Raw genomic sequence first — 16,615 nt, forward strand, 5'->3', positions numbered from 1 at the left:
AAGCAAGATGAAAAGTGGTACTATTTCCATCCAAGTTCATCACGTTTCTTTCGCATATCCTTTAAAATCATCTGTGCCAGTTCTTTTGGATCGGTATTTACGTTCATAACTGCACCTAATAATTCCTGTGTATCTTCTTTCAAAAACTTCATGACCTTTTCTGATCCATATACCTGTGCTTCTACACAGTGATAAGAACTGATTCCATTCATACGGAAGGCTAATGCCGCACCAATTCCTTTTTCATTGCCCCATTCTGGACTAGACATAGCATATGGCAGCTCCATCATTTTCTTCCCTAATACACCAGCCACTCCTCCAAATACTCCACTGGCTCTTGCATTGTCAATACACTCTCCCATATGCCAGACAGGAGGCAGATCTTCTCCAAGAAAATGCTTTAGCCCGTCTCCACATCTCTCTCTCGCTTCGTTCTGGCAATATCCCAGTTTCAAAAGAGGGAAGGAGGCACAGCCATTGGTTAATATCAGCACGTTATTTTCTAACATAATATCTGCAACGTCCACAATAGCACGTTCAAATACTACTTTTGGATTGTTACAGCCAACCAGATTTAAAATACCAAAAATCTCTCCACTTTCCAGTGCTTTTGCAAGTGGCTCCATTCCTCCAAACCGTTCCTTTATATATTCCACTGAAAATCCAACTTCAGCGGTAATCTCATATGGTGGAATAAAGACTGGAATCTCTTTTCGTGCTTCAAATGCCTCAATGGCACGATTTACAATTTTCTCTGCCAAAATATCCACATCCGCTATATTGGAATGATGATGGTCAAAAGCATAGTGTTCCGCTCTTGGCAGTCTAGCAGAATCACTGGTTGTTACTACAACTGTTTTAAAGCACTCTGCAACATCCATAATAGACGGAAATACTTCCTGCACATCTGCTACCCATAAATCCAGTGCACCAGTTCCTAAAACCATTTCTGCACCAACAGCATTGCATAGTGGAATAACGCCGTCATAACGGTACATAGCAGACAAGCCAGAACAGCAGATACCATAAAACTGAATTCCTTTCGCTCCTCTTTCCTTTGCCAGTTCGATAAACTTTTCACTCTGTCCTGCTTTTACAATTCGGCTTACAAGAAGTGGATTATGTCCATGAACTGCAATGTTGACATATCCTTTTTTTAAAGCTCCAATATTTACTTTGGAAGTCATGCGATGTCCAACTCCAAACAAACTATCTGTAGCTATTCCAGTTCCAACTACACCACTAAATACAAATGCAAGGCCACAGCGTAAAAACTGCTGCATGACATTTTTCCAGTCTCCATCCGTTGCACATCCTGTTCTATGATAGGATTCAAAAACTTCATGATACGCACTAATTGGAAGGACATCTAATTTTTTCCATACTTCTTGTCTTTCTTCTGGCGCACATGCAGTTATGGTTTTATACTCCGATGGTACGGTTCTAGATAAATCTTCTAACAAAGCATCTGCAAGTTCAATTGCAACCTCTTTAAACTCTCTGTTCTCTGTCTCAATTCCAAATGCTTTGGCAGTATCTAAAACCTTTTGCTTATTCTCAATCGGAATATTTAATTTTCCTTCTGCTGCATATTTTAAAGCAAGCATTACTTCTCTTGCATGAATACCATGTTGTGCTACACCTGCTGCAACTCCACGAAGTAAATTTCTCGCAACAACAAGATCTACATCTGCCCCACAAACTCCCTTAGGACTTTTTGGCGTAATTCGGCAAGGTCCCATATTGCATATCTTACAACATACCCCTGCCAGTCCAAAAGTACACTGAGGTTTCTGCTGATCAAAACGGTCAAAAGTAGTATCAAACCCTAGCTGCTCCATGCGAAGAAGCATTTCCCTGACTGCTGGATCAGGGGTTTTGTCTAGCACATCCTGTTTGCTTGGAAATGTCTTACGGTATTCATTTACCGCCTGTGTATAATCGTGAATTCCTCCATGTGTATGAGTATGTACGTGTTCCTTTCCCTCTGCATCAATATAAATATGACTATGTTCGTGTTCGCTCATGATTTCCCTCCATTAGCTCTTTCCTATATGTAATATTCTGTCGTATCACTTGGTTTCATTTCAAAGGCTTCAAATACCTGATTCCTTACTTTAATAAAATCCAGACTGGTCCGGTCACGTTGGGAACCTAGTGGCACTGTCATTACGGATTTTACCTTTGCTGGATTTGGTGTCATAATTACAATCCTGTCTGCTAAGAAAACCGCCTCTTCAATATCATGGGTTACAAATATAACTGTCTTCTTCTGCTCCTTCTGGATTTTTAGTATCTCTTCCTGCATCTTCATTCTCGTAATAGCATCCAATGCCCCTAAAGGTTCATCCATAAAAATAATTTCCGGATCAACAGCAAGTGCTCTGGCAATGGCTACCCTCTGCTGCATTCCCCCTGAAAGCTGTCTTGGATAACTTTTATGAAACCTCTCTAATCCTACCATTTCAATATATTTCATTGCAATATCATATCTTTGTTTTTTGGGAATTTTTTTTGCTTCCAATCCTAGTTCCACATTTTTTTCCACTGTCCTCCAAGGAAGCAGTCCATAATTTTGAAATATGGTGATATTCTGAATATCCGGCTTTTCTATTTCCTTGCCATCAATGGTAATTCTTCCACTTGTGACTTTCTCAAAACCTGCCAATGTATTTAACAGCGTAGTCTTTCCACATCCACTAGCTCCCAGAAGGCAGATAAATTCCCCTCTTTCAATTTCCAGATTTACGTGATTCAAAGCCTGAAAGGTACTGCCATCACTATTTTCATACACTTTTGATACGTCCTCTATTTTAATATACATGATAACCTCCCCTTTCTAAAATGTGCGGACCACGCATTTTTCCAGCAATCCAATCAGAAAATCCAATAAAATGCCTATTGCTCCAATGGTCACCATAGCCCCAAGAAGCAGATCCATTCTTAAATTGTTTCTTGCATCAATGATTAGATAGCCCAGTCCAGACTGTGCGCCAACCATCTCCCCAGCAACAAGAAATACCCATGCCGTTCCAAGTGCCAGATGAATTCCTGTTAAAATATTAGGAAGAACACTAGGGACAATCACTTGAAAGAGCTTCTCAAACTTGGATAAACCGAAGTTGTTGGATACTTTTATGTATACAGGATCTACTCCTTTTACAGCCGTTACGGTTGAAATCAATATTGGGAAAAATCCCGCAATAAAAATAATCACAATAGCCGGAATTTCTCCGATTCCAAACCATAGTACAATAAAAGGAAGCCATGCAATAGGAGAAATTGGCCTTAGAAACTGCACAATCGGGTTAATAAACTCCCACACTTTCCTATGCAGTCCTAGTAGAAGACCTAATACTACTCCACACAAAATAGCAGTTACATATCCGATAAAGAAACGTATCAGACTATCTTTGATATCTTCCCACAAAATTCCTTTTCTTATTAATTCTACAATCCCTTTTGCCACTTTCACCGGTCCTGGAAATAATGCTGCATTATAGTTTCCAAGGGAGACAACCAGTTGCCATCCCCCAAGAAGGACTCCAAAACTTACGAAAATATGTACTAATTTTTTCATTGTGTATCTGCACCTACCTTACTATCATAATCTGAAACAAACTCCTCATACAATGGTGGCGATTCCATAATCCCATACTGAATCAGGCTTTCACACAAGGTATCATATGCTTCCTTAGAAAGCTTTAAATCAAAAAAAGAAATCCATTGCAAAGATACCTGCAATACTTCTTTATCAACACTTAAATAAGTTTCACCTGTTTCTACTGCTTCCTTTTTATGTTCCTCCAGATAACTTCCTGCATCTATGTAATCCTGAATCACTTCATTGGCTATCTTCCTTTTCAGAAAATTTTCTTGAAATACTAACGCACAGCATATGGAATCTTTCCATAATCCTTCGGACTTATACAGCACATTGGCTACATCTGCATGAACTGCCTTTCCTCCAAATGGTTCTGCCACACAGTATCCTGCAATCTGCCCGCTTACTAAAGCAAATGGCATTTCAGATGGCGATAACTCAATAATGTGAATGTCCTTTTCCTGCAAGCCGTTTTTCTCAAGCAGAAGTTTTAACAATACATTATGGGAGGACAGCTTACTGGGAATGGCAAATGATTTTCCTTTCAGCTCTTTGGCTGACTTGATGGACTTGTCAGTTACTACAATATTGCCGTCCCGATGTCCAAGTGCTACTGCTTTTATAGGAATACCTTTTGCCTTTGCTTTCATAGCAAGTTCCGTTAATTCTACTGCTCCATCAACTTGGCCGGAATTTAGTGCATCAGATAAATCTGGCCAAGTACCGTATTTCACAAGTTCTATATGATAATTGAGATTTTCTTTTTCTAATTTTGCCTGTTCTAATAAAGCCAGGCTATGTGTAGTTGGCAAATAGGCAATTTTGACAACTGGTCTTGTATCTGCTGCTATATGGCTTATTTCTTTGTGACTGGCTGCTGCAATTCCTAGCACTCCCGCAGCCACTAGCATAGCCCCTGTTAAAATATGTATTACTTTTCGCTTCACATACTCACTTCCCTTATTTCATACTAATTTAGTAGGTAATTATGATGGTATTATATTCTAGTATTCCTACTTTGTCAATAGGAAATATGGCTTTCGTTTGAATAGATTAGAAAATCGAACCTAGTCCAACAGAAAAACGACAGGAAAAAATTCCGATTAAAAACCGTAGAAAAACTAGTTTTTCTACGGTTTTTATCCCCTTTTACAATTCCAATATTTTTTTATTCCGTACTACAATTTCCCTTGTTGCATAACGTTCTCCAACGGTCTGATCATGTGTCACCATAATAATGGTCTGATTCATTTCCTTGTTTAATTTTTGAAATATGCCCATTACTTCTTCACTTGTAGAAGCATCTAGGTTTCCAGTTGGCTCATCTGCAAATATAAGTTCTGGCTCAATGGCTAATGCCCTAGCAATAGCTACTCTTTGCTGTTGTCCTCCTGAAAGTTTATAAGGCATGACATTTCCTTTTTCTTGTAATCCAAGAAGTTCCATTAAGGAATCCACCTTTTCCCTCTTGCCTTTATTTACGCTGTTGTGAAATTCAAGCGGCAACATAATATTATCTCTTACACTAATTGTAGGAATCAAATTATAAAACTGAAACACAAAACCAAAAGACTCTCTTCGTAATCTGCTCATTTGCTTATCTTTTAATTTGTGAATATTTTTTCCATGAAATAGCACTCTTCCTTCTGATGGCTGTTCCAGACCACTTAACACATATAATAAAGTGGATTTTCCAGAACCTGATTTTCCTGTAACCACGATAAAATCACCTTTCTGGACTGTAAGATTTACTCCATCTAAAACTTCGACATCCACACCTTCATGAAAAATCTTCTTCAAATTTTCTGCAACTAACATATCAGACCTCCCCCCCCTAACTCACCTTAATGCTCTCTATAAGACTATCTGTTTGCGAAGCTGTACTATGTAGTTCCTGATTTCCTCCGTTTTGTCCAGAACATCAAGACATGACTTGGTATCACTGCTTTGAATCGTCATGTAAAAGTCAGCAGACTGGTACATTTTCCCATTGCCTGTTTTAAAATACCAGACATTGATAAAATACATATAGCTATCGATAATACAAACACCAGTGAAGTTACGGCTGGCAAATAAGAAAGCAATGTTGTTTTTATCTGTTTTCCAAATAAACCAATCGACTTTCGTCTTGTTTGAAACACCTTCTGTAGAAACGTTCCATAAATATGAAGGAACAGCTCTTGAAAAAGCAAAAATGCTATCAGTAACGTAATCAGGGAAGCATAACTATAATATAATTTTGTTTGCTTATGATTGACCATTTGGACCACAACCGTCAAAATAAGAACCAGCACTGCCAATACCAGTCGCTTTTTATGAAAAGCCTGTTTTTGATAGCTTACATGATTCCGGATTAGAGACACAATTTCGGTTTTGCTCACTTTGTAGGAGGCAGCATAAATACTAACAGCAGCAAGTACCATTACTGCCATTCCTTTTAGAAGCATCATTCCTAAATGAAACTCCACCTTTGTATTCTGCTGAAACATCATTCCTCCTAATAATCTCATAGCAGCTGGTGCTGCTGCAATACTGCACAGAAAGGCAATGAGAATTAAATAACTCAAATTATATTTGGAAACAGCTGATAAGCCTGTTCCTTTCAGTTCAGCATTTAATCCACTCGCAATCTCATCCATTTTCTTTAAATCAGATATGGTTAAGTCAATACGGTTTACAAGACCTTTACGTTCTCCAATCCGGTCTACAAATTCCGTACTTGTTATGGCAAAATCATATGCATGTAAAAACATGCCTTCCTCTTTCGATATAGCCTTTACCTGCATGCTTTCCAGCTGTTTCCCAAACTGCAGTTTTAATGTATCTCCTACCTGCAGCTGGTTATCTTCTGCAAATGCACTGGAAATCAAAATATCATCCTCTTTCCAGTCATCTACATTGCCAGACTCTAATTGAAAATCATAGATTTCTGTCTAACGGTTCACATCTGTACCATAAAGAAATAAACGCTGATTTATTCCTTCCACATCTACATAACAGTAATCTCTAGTAATGGAGTTGCTAATATCATCACCATAGGTACTTTTACACCGTTTCCAAAATACTGCTTCATCAAACTCCTTGTATGTTCCATCCTCTGCACTGACAACAATTTGCGAATTCTGTGTCGTATCCCGCAACTGGCCAAGCCTTGTATGGATAACCGATTCCCTAAACGAGGAACTGATATTAGAAATAAGCAATGTAAGAAATACAACTCCAAACATAAGAAAAAATTTCATTTTCTGATATTTAAATGCATTGACAATAAATCGAATCTTCGACATCTGGACACTCCCATCTGGATTATTTATATTAACCTTTCTTTAACTTTCAATTCTAATTCTAGAAGTCCCTTTATCTATTTGTATTTTGGATCCATTTTCATCTAATGTAATGCCTGTGTCTACTTTCACTTCTTCACGTTCTGTACCGCTTAATTGAATACGGCTTCCCTTTGGAATTTTGATTTTAATATCTCCATTATCCCCCTGTATGATAACGCGGCTGCTCTTGTCCAGTTTCTTTAAATCCAAATTTACATCTCCAACTTTGGAATCAATATGAATCAATTCATAAACTCCTTGTACTTCTAAATCACCAGTCTGGCAATCACACTGAATTGACTTCACTTTTCTGGGAAGTGTCACTTCTGCTTCTATATAAGTCGAATTCACTTTCTTTTGTTCACCCAGAAATCCCATTTCCAACATACCATCCTGCATTCTACAGGTGATTTTATTTAAGTCTTCCTCGAGATATTCTTCTCTCTTATCCCCAACTTCTTTCATCAGGTGAATTTCCATTTCTATTAAAATCCCCCACTTTTTTTGCCCAAAAAGCTTGACAAATCGTCAAAAATTTGCGGCGAAGCCGATTAAATGTAAATTATTTTTTCGACTTGGAGGCGATTTTTATGTTACCTGATATTTCTGGCGGCCATTCCGCCTATCAAAACTTTCTTGTTACAAATCTTCGTAAATATTATCCGAATCCTGATTCCATTTCCCGTTCCACTTGGGACATCATCGACCGTTTTGGAATCTCGATCTGTCCTTTACGGATGAGTTTATGAAACCTAAATATTCCGTCTTTGGACCTAAGCCAAGAACTCCATCCTGTATGCAGCGTTCTTATCTGTTATCTCTTGATTTCAAAGTAACATCCATTACCGACTGGGTGGCACAGCTTAAAATTAATCCTCTCTATGCCATTCTTAGCGGTTTTGACTTTGGCAATACTCCTGGTGTCGGTACATTTTACGACTTTTTCTCCAGGATGTGGGACTCTGATGACAGCCATCTTTCCCCTCACATTCATCCTTTAAAAGTTAAGGTGAAAAAGCCGAAAACCAAAGGCTCTAAGGCTGATTCTGTTGAGAAAGTTACAGTAGAAGAACTTCTTCCACAGCTTGAAAATACCATCTTTGACCTTCACGAACAGCCTTACGGTTCCTTGTTCAGACTTTATAAATCAGAATTCCTTGATGTATCTGTTTCCAAAGGACTTATTACTCCTGAATCACTTGCAATTGCTGGCGATGGCACACCTGTTGTCACTTCACATAGAGAACGCAAACACCGGATCTGTGACTGTGCTTCAAAGGATATCACTGACTGTAAATGTGACCAGTACTTCTCCCAGCCCGACTGTGATATTGGCTGGGATTCTTCCAGAAACTGCTGGTATCATGGCTATGATTTATACATGCTTATTGCTTCTGAAAGTGACCTGCCTGTTTTTCCATTGCTTTCTCCTGCTTCAAAGCATGATTCCCACGGATTTCTTCATACTTTTTTCAGGATGAAATCCTTTTTGCCCGATTACAGCGTAAATAAGCTTCTTCTTGATTCTGCCCATGATGCCATGCCTTATTACGAATACTGCAAACGTAACTCCATCACGCCTTTTATTGATTTGAACTGGAAAAGGGGAAGTAATCTGCCTTACAAGAACGACTTTACCATTGGCAGGGATGGCGTCCCTATCTGCAAAGAAGGCCGTCGTATGAACCATGATGGTTCTGAACCTTCTAAATACCGACTTAAATTCAGATGCCCCCTTGCAAGCCGTAAATATGGCTGTTCCTGTGAACCTCCATGCTCTGGAACAAAGTATGGACGAACTGTTCATTTGGCCATGAAAGATAATCCAAGATTATTTAATATACCACCTCGTGACAGCGAGGAATGGAAAAAGGAATACAATGCAAGAACCTCTGCGGAACGTTCCAATAAACGTGAGAAATTAGACTTCAGATTAGAAGACGGCAGACACCGCTCTACTAAGCTGTGGTACTGCCGCCTCTATCACATCATGATGTTACAGCATCTTGATGCATGGGATTTGCCATATGAATCCGCCCTCAGAAAGTTGATTCTACAAACGGCATAATCCTTTACTATTATATCTCATTTTTACAAACATAGCGACAGTTATGTTTATTTCTCATGTCTACTTTTTTCGTTTTCGGATAATATTCACTTTTCAATGTTCATTTCCAACTAAGCTGGTTGTAATCACTCAGGATTCCGAGAGATTATTTATCACTCCTATCTTGCCCATCTATTTTTTTCTCATATTGGAGTCTTTCATAAATCTGCAAATGTTTTTTTCATTTTTATGTATATTATATAATATGTGTCCCATTTTTTTCAAAAAAAGTGCAGAAAGTCCTCAAACTTTCTGCACTTACTCTCTATTTCTTTAATTCCTCCACGACCTGCTCAAATTTCATAAAATGAGAAGCCTTTACTAAAATCGTATCCCCCTCTTCTACAAATCCATAAAGTTTCTCTAACAATTCCTCTCTAGTTGCAAAATACATAACCTTTGTCCTGGAATCGCTAACAGCCTCTGCGCCTTTCTTCATTTCCTCACAAAGAGTACCCACACAGGCCAATACATCAATGTTATGGCTGGCAGCATATTCTCCCACTCCATAATGAAGCTGTTTTTCGTCAGTTCCAAGTTCGCCCATATCACCTAAAATAGCAACCTTACGTCCAGTTGCTTTGGCAAGAACATCTAACGAAGAACGCATGGAAACCGGATTGGCATTATAACAGTCATCAATTACCGTCTTGTTGTTCACATTGAGGATATTGTTTCGTCCGCCGGTTGGCTTTAATGCCTCAATACCCGCTTTGATTTCTTCCATGGCAAGCCCTAACTGTAACCCAACCTGAGCTCCTGCTAAAGCATTATAAACCATATGCATTCCTGGGATTGGAATCCATACATTCACCTTTTCATTACCAATACAGATATCGCACTGAATTCCTTCCAAGCCTTTATCCACTACATTCACTGCATAAATGTCATTCCCCGTCTCTAGCCCGTAGAACTTTGGACAAATCCTTTTATGGTCTTTTAACGTAACCAGCTTATCATCGTCGCCATTTAAAACAGCTACACAGTTTTCTCTGGCAAAATCATAAATCTCTGACTTAGCTTTCAAAATCCCGTCTCTTGAATGAAGATTTTCCAAATGACAAAGCCCGATGTTCGTCATAACGACAATGTCCGGGCGAACCATTTTGCTTAAACGGTGCATTTCGCCAAAATCACTAATGCCCATTTCCAGAACTGCCACTTCATGTTCCTCCTCAATACTGAAAATGGTAATTGGCACACCAATTTCATTGTTGAAATTGCCTTGTGTTTTCTGCACTTTGTATTTCTGCTCTAATATAGAAGCAATCATCTCCTTGGTACTGGTCTTTCCTACACTTCCAGTAATCCCAACCACTTTAATATCCAAAGTCTGACGGTAATACTCTGCAATCTCCTTTATTGCCTGTGTACAGGAATCTACTTTAATATATGGACCATTTGCATGCTCTGGTGCATCTTCTACCAGACAGCATACCGCTCCTTTTTCATAAGCCCCTTCTACAAATGTATGGCCATCTACACGTTCCCCTTTAATGGCAACAAATAAAGAACCATTTTCTATTTTTCTGCTATCCAGTGTAATTCCACTGACGCAGGATATTTTTTCATTTTCCGAGCCAACATACAAGCCATTACATGCCTTGGCAATTTGCTCAAGTGACATATTTTTCATACTAACCTCCACGACTCTATCCCTAATTTACTTCGTATATTTTGCTTTGGAAACTTTTAAAATCCAGTCACAAAGCTGGTTAAAATCGTATCCAATCACAGCTGCCTCCTGTGGCAATAGGCTTGTTGGAGTCATGCCTGGCAATGTATTTGCTTCCAGACAATACATTTTCCCACTTTCATCCATCATAAAATCAATTCTTGCATAAGATTCAATTCCTAATGCTTCATAAGCACGTTCTGCATACATCTGCATTTTTCTTGTCTGATCCTCTGTTAATACAGCAGGGCAAGTCTCAACTGTACTGCCTGCCTGATATTTGTTTTTATAATCATAAAATCCTTCAATTGGAGCTATTTCAATAATAGGAAGTGCTTTTCCTTCGATAACGCCAACGGAAAATTCACGTCCCTTGATAAACTGTTCCACTACAACTTCATTTTCAAATGCAAATGCATCTGCCAATGCTTTTTTAAATTCTTCCAGATTGTGTGCAATGGATACCCCTACACTAGAGCCGCCACAGCAAGGCTTAACGATACATGGATATACATTCCAGCCAGAAGATCCGCTTCCTTGTGTCATAGTAGTTCCTGCTGCTACTGGAACATCATGGGACTGGAAAAACTTACGGGAGATTCCTTTATCCATAGCAAGGGCACTGCTTAAATATCCTGTTCCTGTATACGGAATGCCCATCAAGTCAAATGTTGCCTGAATCCTGCCATCTTCACCGTTAGAACCATGCAATGCCATAAATACCATATCGGCCATCTGGCAAACCTCAAGAACATGGGCACCAAAAATATTGTCTGATTTATCTTTTCGCATAGCCTTTACCTGTTCAATATCCGGATTCTCTGCTGTAATTCCATTGACATTTTTCACCCAGTTATACTCCATTGTAAAAATATCGGATGAAACGGTTTCCATTTCTTCTAACCCCAAAAATAAATCTACCAGTATAACGTTATGTCCGTTTTGCTTTAATGCCTCATATACTTTGGTTCCTGTGATTAGGGATACATCTCTTTCTGTACTGGTTCCCCCTGCTAAAACTACGATATTCATAGTATGCCTCCTAGTGTTACAATTCAAATTTTTCCTTGAAATATCTTGATTCTGTTATTTCTATATAATATGAAAATGTGTATGGAAATACTACATTTTGTGGGTTTTTATGTGGTTTCGCATTATTTTTGGAATAATACTTTCGCCAAATTTAGATTATAGCACAATAGGTTTTAAAATGCCACTTCATTTTTTGAAGTGGCATGGTGTCGTTATACGATTCTATGTAAAGCCAAATAATTTCTATACAACTCTACGCAATATTCCACTCTATTCTCAGGTTTAATGGTCTCTAATATGTCTATAAATAAATCTACAATATAATTCGCATGGTACTCTCGTTTCTTCAAATATTTTCCTTCTGCGTTTATTGTCTCTTCTAAAAAATGAAATAAAGCCTGTGTTCGCATTCCTTCGTCATTTAACGCAAATTGGTTTATGTGATCGATAATAAACTTCTTCTCATCTTCTGAGTATTCACCATAATCTATACTTGGTTCAAACTCAGCTGTGGATAGATTGTATTGTATTCTTAAATCATGTCCTGTATCTTTCCCTATAACTCCTTGTGGCTGTAGAATAATATGAGCCCTCTTATTACTTAAATATTTATCCCTTAGCTTTTTATAATCTGAACACATACTTTTACATTTTGTTTTCTTACAATCCTTTTTGCTCTCTAACAGCTTACGATCAATTTCAATACACTCTTTCCTCTCTTTTTCACCGATTCTTTTAAACGATATATTACATTTTGAGCAGGCAAGACCAATATTCGGAACGCACTTAGCTAATATAGAATCTTCATTCCCCTTTTCTATTGCGTGTTCTAAATGCCCCTCTGAAATTTCTCGATCATTCTTTAAATTCGTGTAACAATACATACAGTGTTTTTCACTGGTCACTTCTAATAACTTATATAAATTATCATGAGCTGCTTTTGGACTTTTATAACCATATTCTGTATTATCATCGTACTTTGGTCTGAAATCTGGTAACGTCAAGTAATTCTTATTAGTTGCCATAACCTAAATCACCCTTCTATTTGTTTTAACATAAATTTCTGCGTTAATGTTAATTCTCCATTTTTTAATTCATATAACATTTCTTCATCTTCAGACTTCCACACGCCTGACATTTTATTATTTAATAAATTACGAATTAAAATATCGTTCTTTTCCTTAGGTGTTAGCTGATTATCTGAATACGATTTTACGCTAAATAATGAATTGGCATATGAAACACTATTATAATCTCCTGAATCCAATCGTTCCCATGTGTCACCCGATAGCACGATTAAATTACAATTATCTATACTTGCAACCAGATCCGCAGAATGTGTGGTAATCAGAAATCTGATATCCTGAAATGTATTTACAAGAAACTGAAAGAAAGCTGCATTTGTTTTTGGATGCAGATACTCATCTATTTCATCAATAATAACCGTTCTATCCTTAATCTCTTTTGTATAGGTATCAAAGAATACTAATTCCAGCAAAATTCGTATTACAGCCTGATAACCATTGGATAAGGCCATCTCTTCTTCATTAATATATGAAGTCTTAAATATTTCCTGTTTTATGGTCAATTCTATATTCCAAAATTTCTTCAATAGTCTGTTTAATGATTCAGCAAAATACGGATAAATCTCCCCAATGTGATTGGTCGCTTGTCCATTCCAGAAAAATGTATCTTTTAAATTATAATTTTCTTCAAGAATACGGTTTTCATTAATCTTTTCAGAATAGTGTAGCTTAATTATATCCATTTCTTTTAAAGATACTTCACTAATATTAAAGCCTCTATTAACAGAATCAATAAAATAGTACTCATTTTTATCGCACTGTTCCATGACCATTTTCAGAATCTGCGATTTACCACTAGCATTTTCACCAAGCATAATCGTATTTCGATATGGCAGTTCTTTTTTCAAAATCGTTTCTGTGATTGACTCAATCATTCTTTGATAAGAACTCATAAATTTCACCCCATCTTCTAATCATATTATCACGTTGTGCGGTTCTTTTATCTAATGTATCTAAAACTCTGTTCTTTATTGTATTATATGTTTCAAAAGATATCTTTTTGCAGACACTAGTCTTATCCATTACAACAAATATCCCTTCAAAAACTATTAAAGATTCGATTTTTCTATCAAATTCAAACTTATCAATAAAATTCTCTATACTAGTTCTATATTCTTTCACTTTTTGCTCATCAAATTCCATTGAAATTGCTGAAAACTCGTCTAAAAACTTCCGCATTTTACCAGAGTAATTTTCAATATTGAACTTACCATTCTCAAATTTACAGTAATATTTATAAGCACATAATTTTAATAAGCATTCCATATCTTTCTCTTTATTATCTATTTGTTTACCATATAGTTTTCTCCACCTAATGTTATTTGCATTTATATCTTTCAGCATATTATAAAATTTACCCGCAAAAATACCATTTCGTATTTCCTGTGTTTCTAACTTTGTTCCCCCTGCATTTAGATTAGCAAAAATTCTATGAATTGCATCCTCAACGCCATCATCTGAATTTACTTTAATTTCTATAATAGAAATCGTTGTATAATCCACCTTTTTCCTTAACTTAGCTGGCAAAGAACTATAAGATATATCATACTTCTCGCCATTATGTTTCATTTCAAATGCTTTATTTTTCAATGGAAACGTATTCGACAATGCTAATTCAAAATTATCAAACTCTTTAATATCAATTAATCTATAATCAAAACAGCTTTTCTTTTCATTACGAAAATACTTTCCTACATAATACAAAAACAGGCTAATTACCCTTTGCTGCCCATCTATAATCTCCAAATCGCCTGTCATTGTATTTCTCCATACATAAATTGGAGGAATAGGCAATCCTCTAATAAGCGATACAGCAAGTTCCTGAACCTGTTCCCATTTCCATTTATATTTTCTTTGGTACTCTGGAATTATATATAAATAATCATTCACGCCCTCTACTAAGGTTCTAAAACCAATATCCGTTTTATATTGATCAATACTTATATTATTATAGATATCTTCAATATTGTTTCTCACTATAAAATACCTCCAACTTAACACCAGTCATATTCCTATATTATATAATAAACATAACATAACCACAAGAAAAAACGCCCAGCACTTTAGCTGGGCATTTCATTTTCCTACTACATAAACTATATTTTCATTTCACTAAAACAATCCCGTAATAACTCCATCCTCATTTACGTCAATGTTCTCTGCTGCCGGCTTCTTAGGAAGTCCTGGCATCGTCATGATGGTACCTGTAATCGCAACTACGAACCCTGCCCCAGCGGAAACATAAATCTCACGGATGTTAATATTAAAATTCTCTGGTCTTCCAAGAAGTGTCGGATCGTCTGATAAGGAATACTGGTTTTTCGCCATGCAGACAGGCATATTGCCGAATCCTAGCTCTTCTAAACGATTCATAGCTTTTAACGCTAATGGATCGAATGTCACACTAGCAGCTCCATATATCTCTTTTGCAACCGTTTCGATCTTTTCTCTGATTGACAGGGAGTCATCATAAAGCGGCTTGAAATGGCTTTCTTTCTTTTCAAGGGTTTCCATAACCTTATTGGCTAATTGGATACCGCCTTCTCCACCTTTTTCCCAAACCTCAGACAAAGCAAATTCACAGCCTCTGGATTCACAGAATTCTTTTACATATGCAAGTTCCACATCAGAATCTGTCACAAAACGGTTTAAGGTAACCACACAAGGCACTCCATATTTCTGAACATTTTCAATATGTTTTTCTAAGTTCACAATTCCTTTCTTTAACGCATCCAGATTTTCAGCACTTAATTCCGTTTTCGGAATACCGCCATTGTATTTTAAGGCACGTACTGTAGCTACTAATACAACTGCATCTGGTTTCAAACCAGCCATACGGCATTTGATATCAAAGAACTTTTCAGCTCCTAAATCCGCTCCAAAACCGGCTTCTGTAATCGTATAATCTGCAAGCTTTAAGGCAGTCTTTGTAGCACGCACACTGTTACATCCATGTGCAATATTGGCAAATGGACCACCATGTACGATAGCTGGTGTATTTTCCAATGTCTGAATCAAGTTAGGCATAATGGCATCTTTTAAAAGTGCCGCCATAGAACCAACTGCATTCAGTTCTTTTGCTGTGACAGGAGTTCCTTCGTATGTATATGCTACGATAATTCTGCCAAGGCGGGCTTTTAAATCTTCCATATTTTCAGCAAGACAAAGGATTGCCATGATCTCAGAGGCCACCGTAATAATAAAATGATCTTCCCGAACAACACCATCTGTCTTTTTTCCAAGTCCTACTACAATATTTCTTAATACACGATCATTCATATCCAGACATCTTTTCCATACAACCTGATTTGGATCAATGTTCAACGCATTTCCCTGCTGTATATGATTATCTAACATAGCCGCTAATAAGTTATTGGCAGAAGTAATTGCGTGGAAGTCACCTGTAAAATGCAGATTCAGATCTTCCATTGGCACTACCTGTGCATAACCGCCTCCTGCTGCTCCACCCTTAATGCCAAAACAAGGTCCAAGTGATGGCTCTCGCAATGCAATAACTGCTTTCCTGCCAAGCTTGCCAAAGGCCTGTCCTAACCCTACTGTTGTAGTGGTTTTTCCTTCTCCTGCAGGTGTTGGATTAATTGCTGTTACAAGAATTAATTTACCATCCTTATTTGTTTTCACTTTATCCCAAAGTTCATCCGACAACTTTGCTTTGTATTTTCCGTAAAATTCCAAATCTTCCTCTGCAATATGTAACAGCCCTGCAACTTCTTTAATGTGTTTCATATTGGCTTCCTGAGCAATTTGTATATCTGTCTTCATGCT

At 37.4% G+C, this 16,615-nt stretch carries 15 protein-coding genes; 1 reads left to right on the plus strand and 14 read right to left on the minus strand.

Annotation, left to right across the window (positions count from 1 at the left end; translation table 11 throughout):
- Window positions 1-20 precede the first annotated feature (20 nt).
- The 8 genes from cooS to BMY85_RS04945 all read right to left on the minus strand — a co-directional run bounded on the left by cooS (window position 21) and on the right by BMY85_RS04945 (window position 7,410).
- Window positions 21-2,027: an anaerobic carbon-monoxide dehydrogenase catalytic subunit gene (gene cooS / locus BMY85_RS04910; RefSeq protein WP_092477068.1), complete on the minus strand. Its 2,007-nt coding sequence runs from the start codon at window positions 2,025-2,027 to the stop codon at window positions 21-23.
- 23 nt (window positions 2,028-2,050) lie between these two features.
- Window positions 2,051-2,824, minus strand: a complete 774-nt coding sequence (locus BMY85_RS04915) for an ABC transporter ATP-binding protein (RefSeq protein ID WP_092477070.1) — start codon at window positions 2,822-2,824, stop codon at window positions 2,051-2,053.
- Between the two features lie 15 nt (window positions 2,825-2,839).
- Complete coding sequence (locus BMY85_RS04920) at window positions 2,840-3,580, minus strand: ABC transporter permease (RefSeq protein ID WP_092477072.1); 741 nt, start codon at window positions 3,578-3,580, stop codon at window positions 2,840-2,842.
- Window positions 3,577-4,551: an ABC transporter substrate-binding protein gene (locus BMY85_RS04925; RefSeq protein WP_242939675.1), complete on the minus strand. Its 975-nt coding sequence runs from the start codon at window positions 4,549-4,551 to the stop codon at window positions 3,577-3,579. The genes BMY85_RS04920 and BMY85_RS04925 overlap by 4 nt, the downstream gene beginning before the upstream one ends.
- Before the next feature lie 202 nt (window positions 4,552-4,753).
- Window positions 4,754-5,422 (minus strand): ABC transporter ATP-binding protein, encoded by a 669-nt coding sequence (locus BMY85_RS04930; RefSeq protein ID WP_092477073.1) that lies wholly within the window; start codon window positions 5,420-5,422, stop codon window positions 4,754-4,756.
- A gap of 137 nt (window positions 5,423-5,559) precedes the next feature.
- Window positions 5,560-6,474 (minus strand): ABC transporter permease family protein, encoded by a 915-nt coding sequence (locus BMY85_RS04935; RefSeq protein ID WP_092477075.1) that lies wholly within the window; start codon window positions 6,472-6,474, stop codon window positions 5,560-5,562.
- Window positions 6,475-6,537: 63 nt separating this feature from the next.
- Window positions 6,538-6,891, minus strand: coding sequence for a hypothetical protein (locus tag BMY85_RS04940; protein WP_092477077.1), 354 nt, complete (start codon window positions 6,889-6,891; stop codon window positions 6,538-6,540).
- Window positions 6,892-6,930: 39 nt separating this feature from the next.
- On the minus strand, window positions 6,931-7,410 hold the full coding sequence (locus tag BMY85_RS04945; protein WP_092477078.1) for a hypothetical protein: 480 nt from the start codon (window positions 7,408-7,410) through the stop codon (window positions 6,931-6,933).
- 265 nt (window positions 7,411-7,675) lie between these two features.
- On the opposite strand from BMY85_RS04945, the gene BMY85_RS04950 reads away from it, so the two are divergent.
- On the plus strand, window positions 7,676-8,998 hold the full coding sequence (locus BMY85_RS04950) for a hypothetical protein (RefSeq protein WP_242939676.1): 1,323 nt from the start codon (window positions 7,676-7,678) through the stop codon (window positions 8,996-8,998).
- 304 nt (window positions 8,999-9,302) lie between these two features.
- Here BMY85_RS04950 and BMY85_RS04955 read toward each other — a convergent pair whose 3' ends face one another.
- The 6 genes from BMY85_RS04955 to BMY85_RS04980 form a co-directional block, all read right to left on the minus strand.
- Window positions 9,303-10,673, minus strand: coding sequence for a UDP-N-acetylmuramoyl-tripeptide--D-alanyl-D-alanine ligase (locus BMY85_RS04955; RefSeq protein WP_092477080.1), 1,371 nt, complete (start codon window positions 10,671-10,673; stop codon window positions 9,303-9,305).
- Window positions 10,674-10,700: 27 nt separating this feature from the next.
- Window positions 10,701-11,744 (minus strand): D-alanine--D-alanine ligase family protein, encoded by a 1,044-nt coding sequence (locus tag BMY85_RS04960; protein WP_092477081.1) that lies wholly within the window; start codon window positions 11,742-11,744, stop codon window positions 10,701-10,703.
- A 212-nt stretch (window positions 11,745-11,956) separates the two neighbouring features.
- The gene (locus BMY85_RS04965) at window positions 11,957-12,769 is read right to left on the minus strand and encodes a hypothetical protein (RefSeq protein WP_092477083.1); all 813 of its coding nucleotides are present in this window, start codon (window positions 12,767-12,769) and stop codon (window positions 11,957-11,959) included.
- A gap of 8 nt (window positions 12,770-12,777) precedes the next feature.
- Entirely contained in the window at window positions 12,778-13,722 is a 945-nt protein-coding gene (locus BMY85_RS04970) for an AAA family ATPase (protein ID WP_092477085.1), read from the minus strand.
- Entirely contained in the window at window positions 13,697-14,806 is a 1,110-nt protein-coding gene (locus BMY85_RS04975) for a GmrSD restriction endonuclease domain-containing protein (protein WP_177180644.1), read from the minus strand. Before BMY85_RS04975 ends, BMY85_RS04970 begins: the two co-directional genes overlap by 26 nt.
- Window positions 14,807-14,941: 135 nt before the next feature.
- Window positions 14,942-16,612 carry a formate--tetrahydrofolate ligase gene (locus tag BMY85_RS04980; protein ID WP_092477089.1) on the minus strand — a complete coding sequence of 557 codons (1,671 nt, stop codon included), beginning with the start codon at window positions 16,610-16,612 and terminating at the stop codon, window positions 14,942-14,944.
- Window positions 16,613-16,615 lie beyond the last annotated feature (3 nt).

This window comes from [Clostridium] polysaccharolyticum, from assembly GCF_900111595.1.
Lineage (GTDB): Bacteria > Bacillota > Clostridia > Lachnospirales > Lachnospiraceae > Clostridium_AI > Clostridium_AI polysaccharolyticum.

What these genes read in the sequence shown, in the direction of transcription:
- cooS (WP_092477068.1), bottom strand. Translation starts at nt 2,027, where the DNA reads ATGAGCGAACACGAACATAGTCATATTTATATTGATGCAGAGGGAAAG.
- BMY85_RS04915 (WP_092477070.1), bottom strand. Translation starts at nt 2,824, where the DNA reads ATGTATATTAAAATAGAGGACGTATCAAAAGTGTATGAAAATAGTGAT.
- BMY85_RS04920 (WP_092477072.1), bottom strand. Translation starts at nt 3,580, where the DNA reads ATGAAAAAATTAGTACATATTTTCGTAAGTTTTGGAGTCCTTCTTGGG.
- BMY85_RS04930 (WP_092477073.1), bottom strand. Translation starts at nt 5,422, where the DNA reads ATGTTAGTTGCAGAAAATTTGAAGAAGATTTTTCATGAAGGTGTGGAT.
- BMY85_RS04940 (WP_092477077.1), bottom strand. Translation starts at nt 6,891, where the DNA reads ATGTCGAAGATTCGATTTATTGTCAATGCATTTAAATATCAGAAAATG.
- BMY85_RS04945 (WP_092477078.1), bottom strand. Translation starts at nt 7,410, where the DNA reads ATGGAAATTCACCTGATGAAAGAAGTTGGGGATAAGAGAGAAGAATAT.
- BMY85_RS04950 (WP_242939676.1), top strand. Translation starts at nt 7,676, where the DNA reads ATGAAACCTAAATATTCCGTCTTTGGACCTAAGCCAAGAACTCCATCC.
- BMY85_RS04955 (WP_092477080.1), bottom strand. Translation starts at nt 10,673, where the DNA reads ATGAAAAATATGTCACTTGAGCAAATTGCCAAGGCATGTAATGGCTTG.
- BMY85_RS04960 (WP_092477081.1), bottom strand. Translation starts at nt 11,744, where the DNA reads ATGAATATCGTAGTTTTAGCAGGGGGAACCAGTACAGAAAGAGATGTA.
- BMY85_RS04965 (WP_092477083.1), bottom strand. Translation starts at nt 12,769, where the DNA reads ATGGCAACTAATAAGAATTACTTGACGTTACCAGATTTCAGACCAAAG.
- BMY85_RS04970 (WP_092477085.1), bottom strand. Translation starts at nt 13,722, where the DNA reads ATGAGTTCTTATCAAAGAATGATTGAGTCAATCACAGAAACGATTTTG.
- BMY85_RS04980 (WP_092477089.1), bottom strand. Translation starts at nt 16,612, where the DNA reads ATGAAGACAGATATACAAATTGCTCAGGAAGCCAATATGAAACACATT.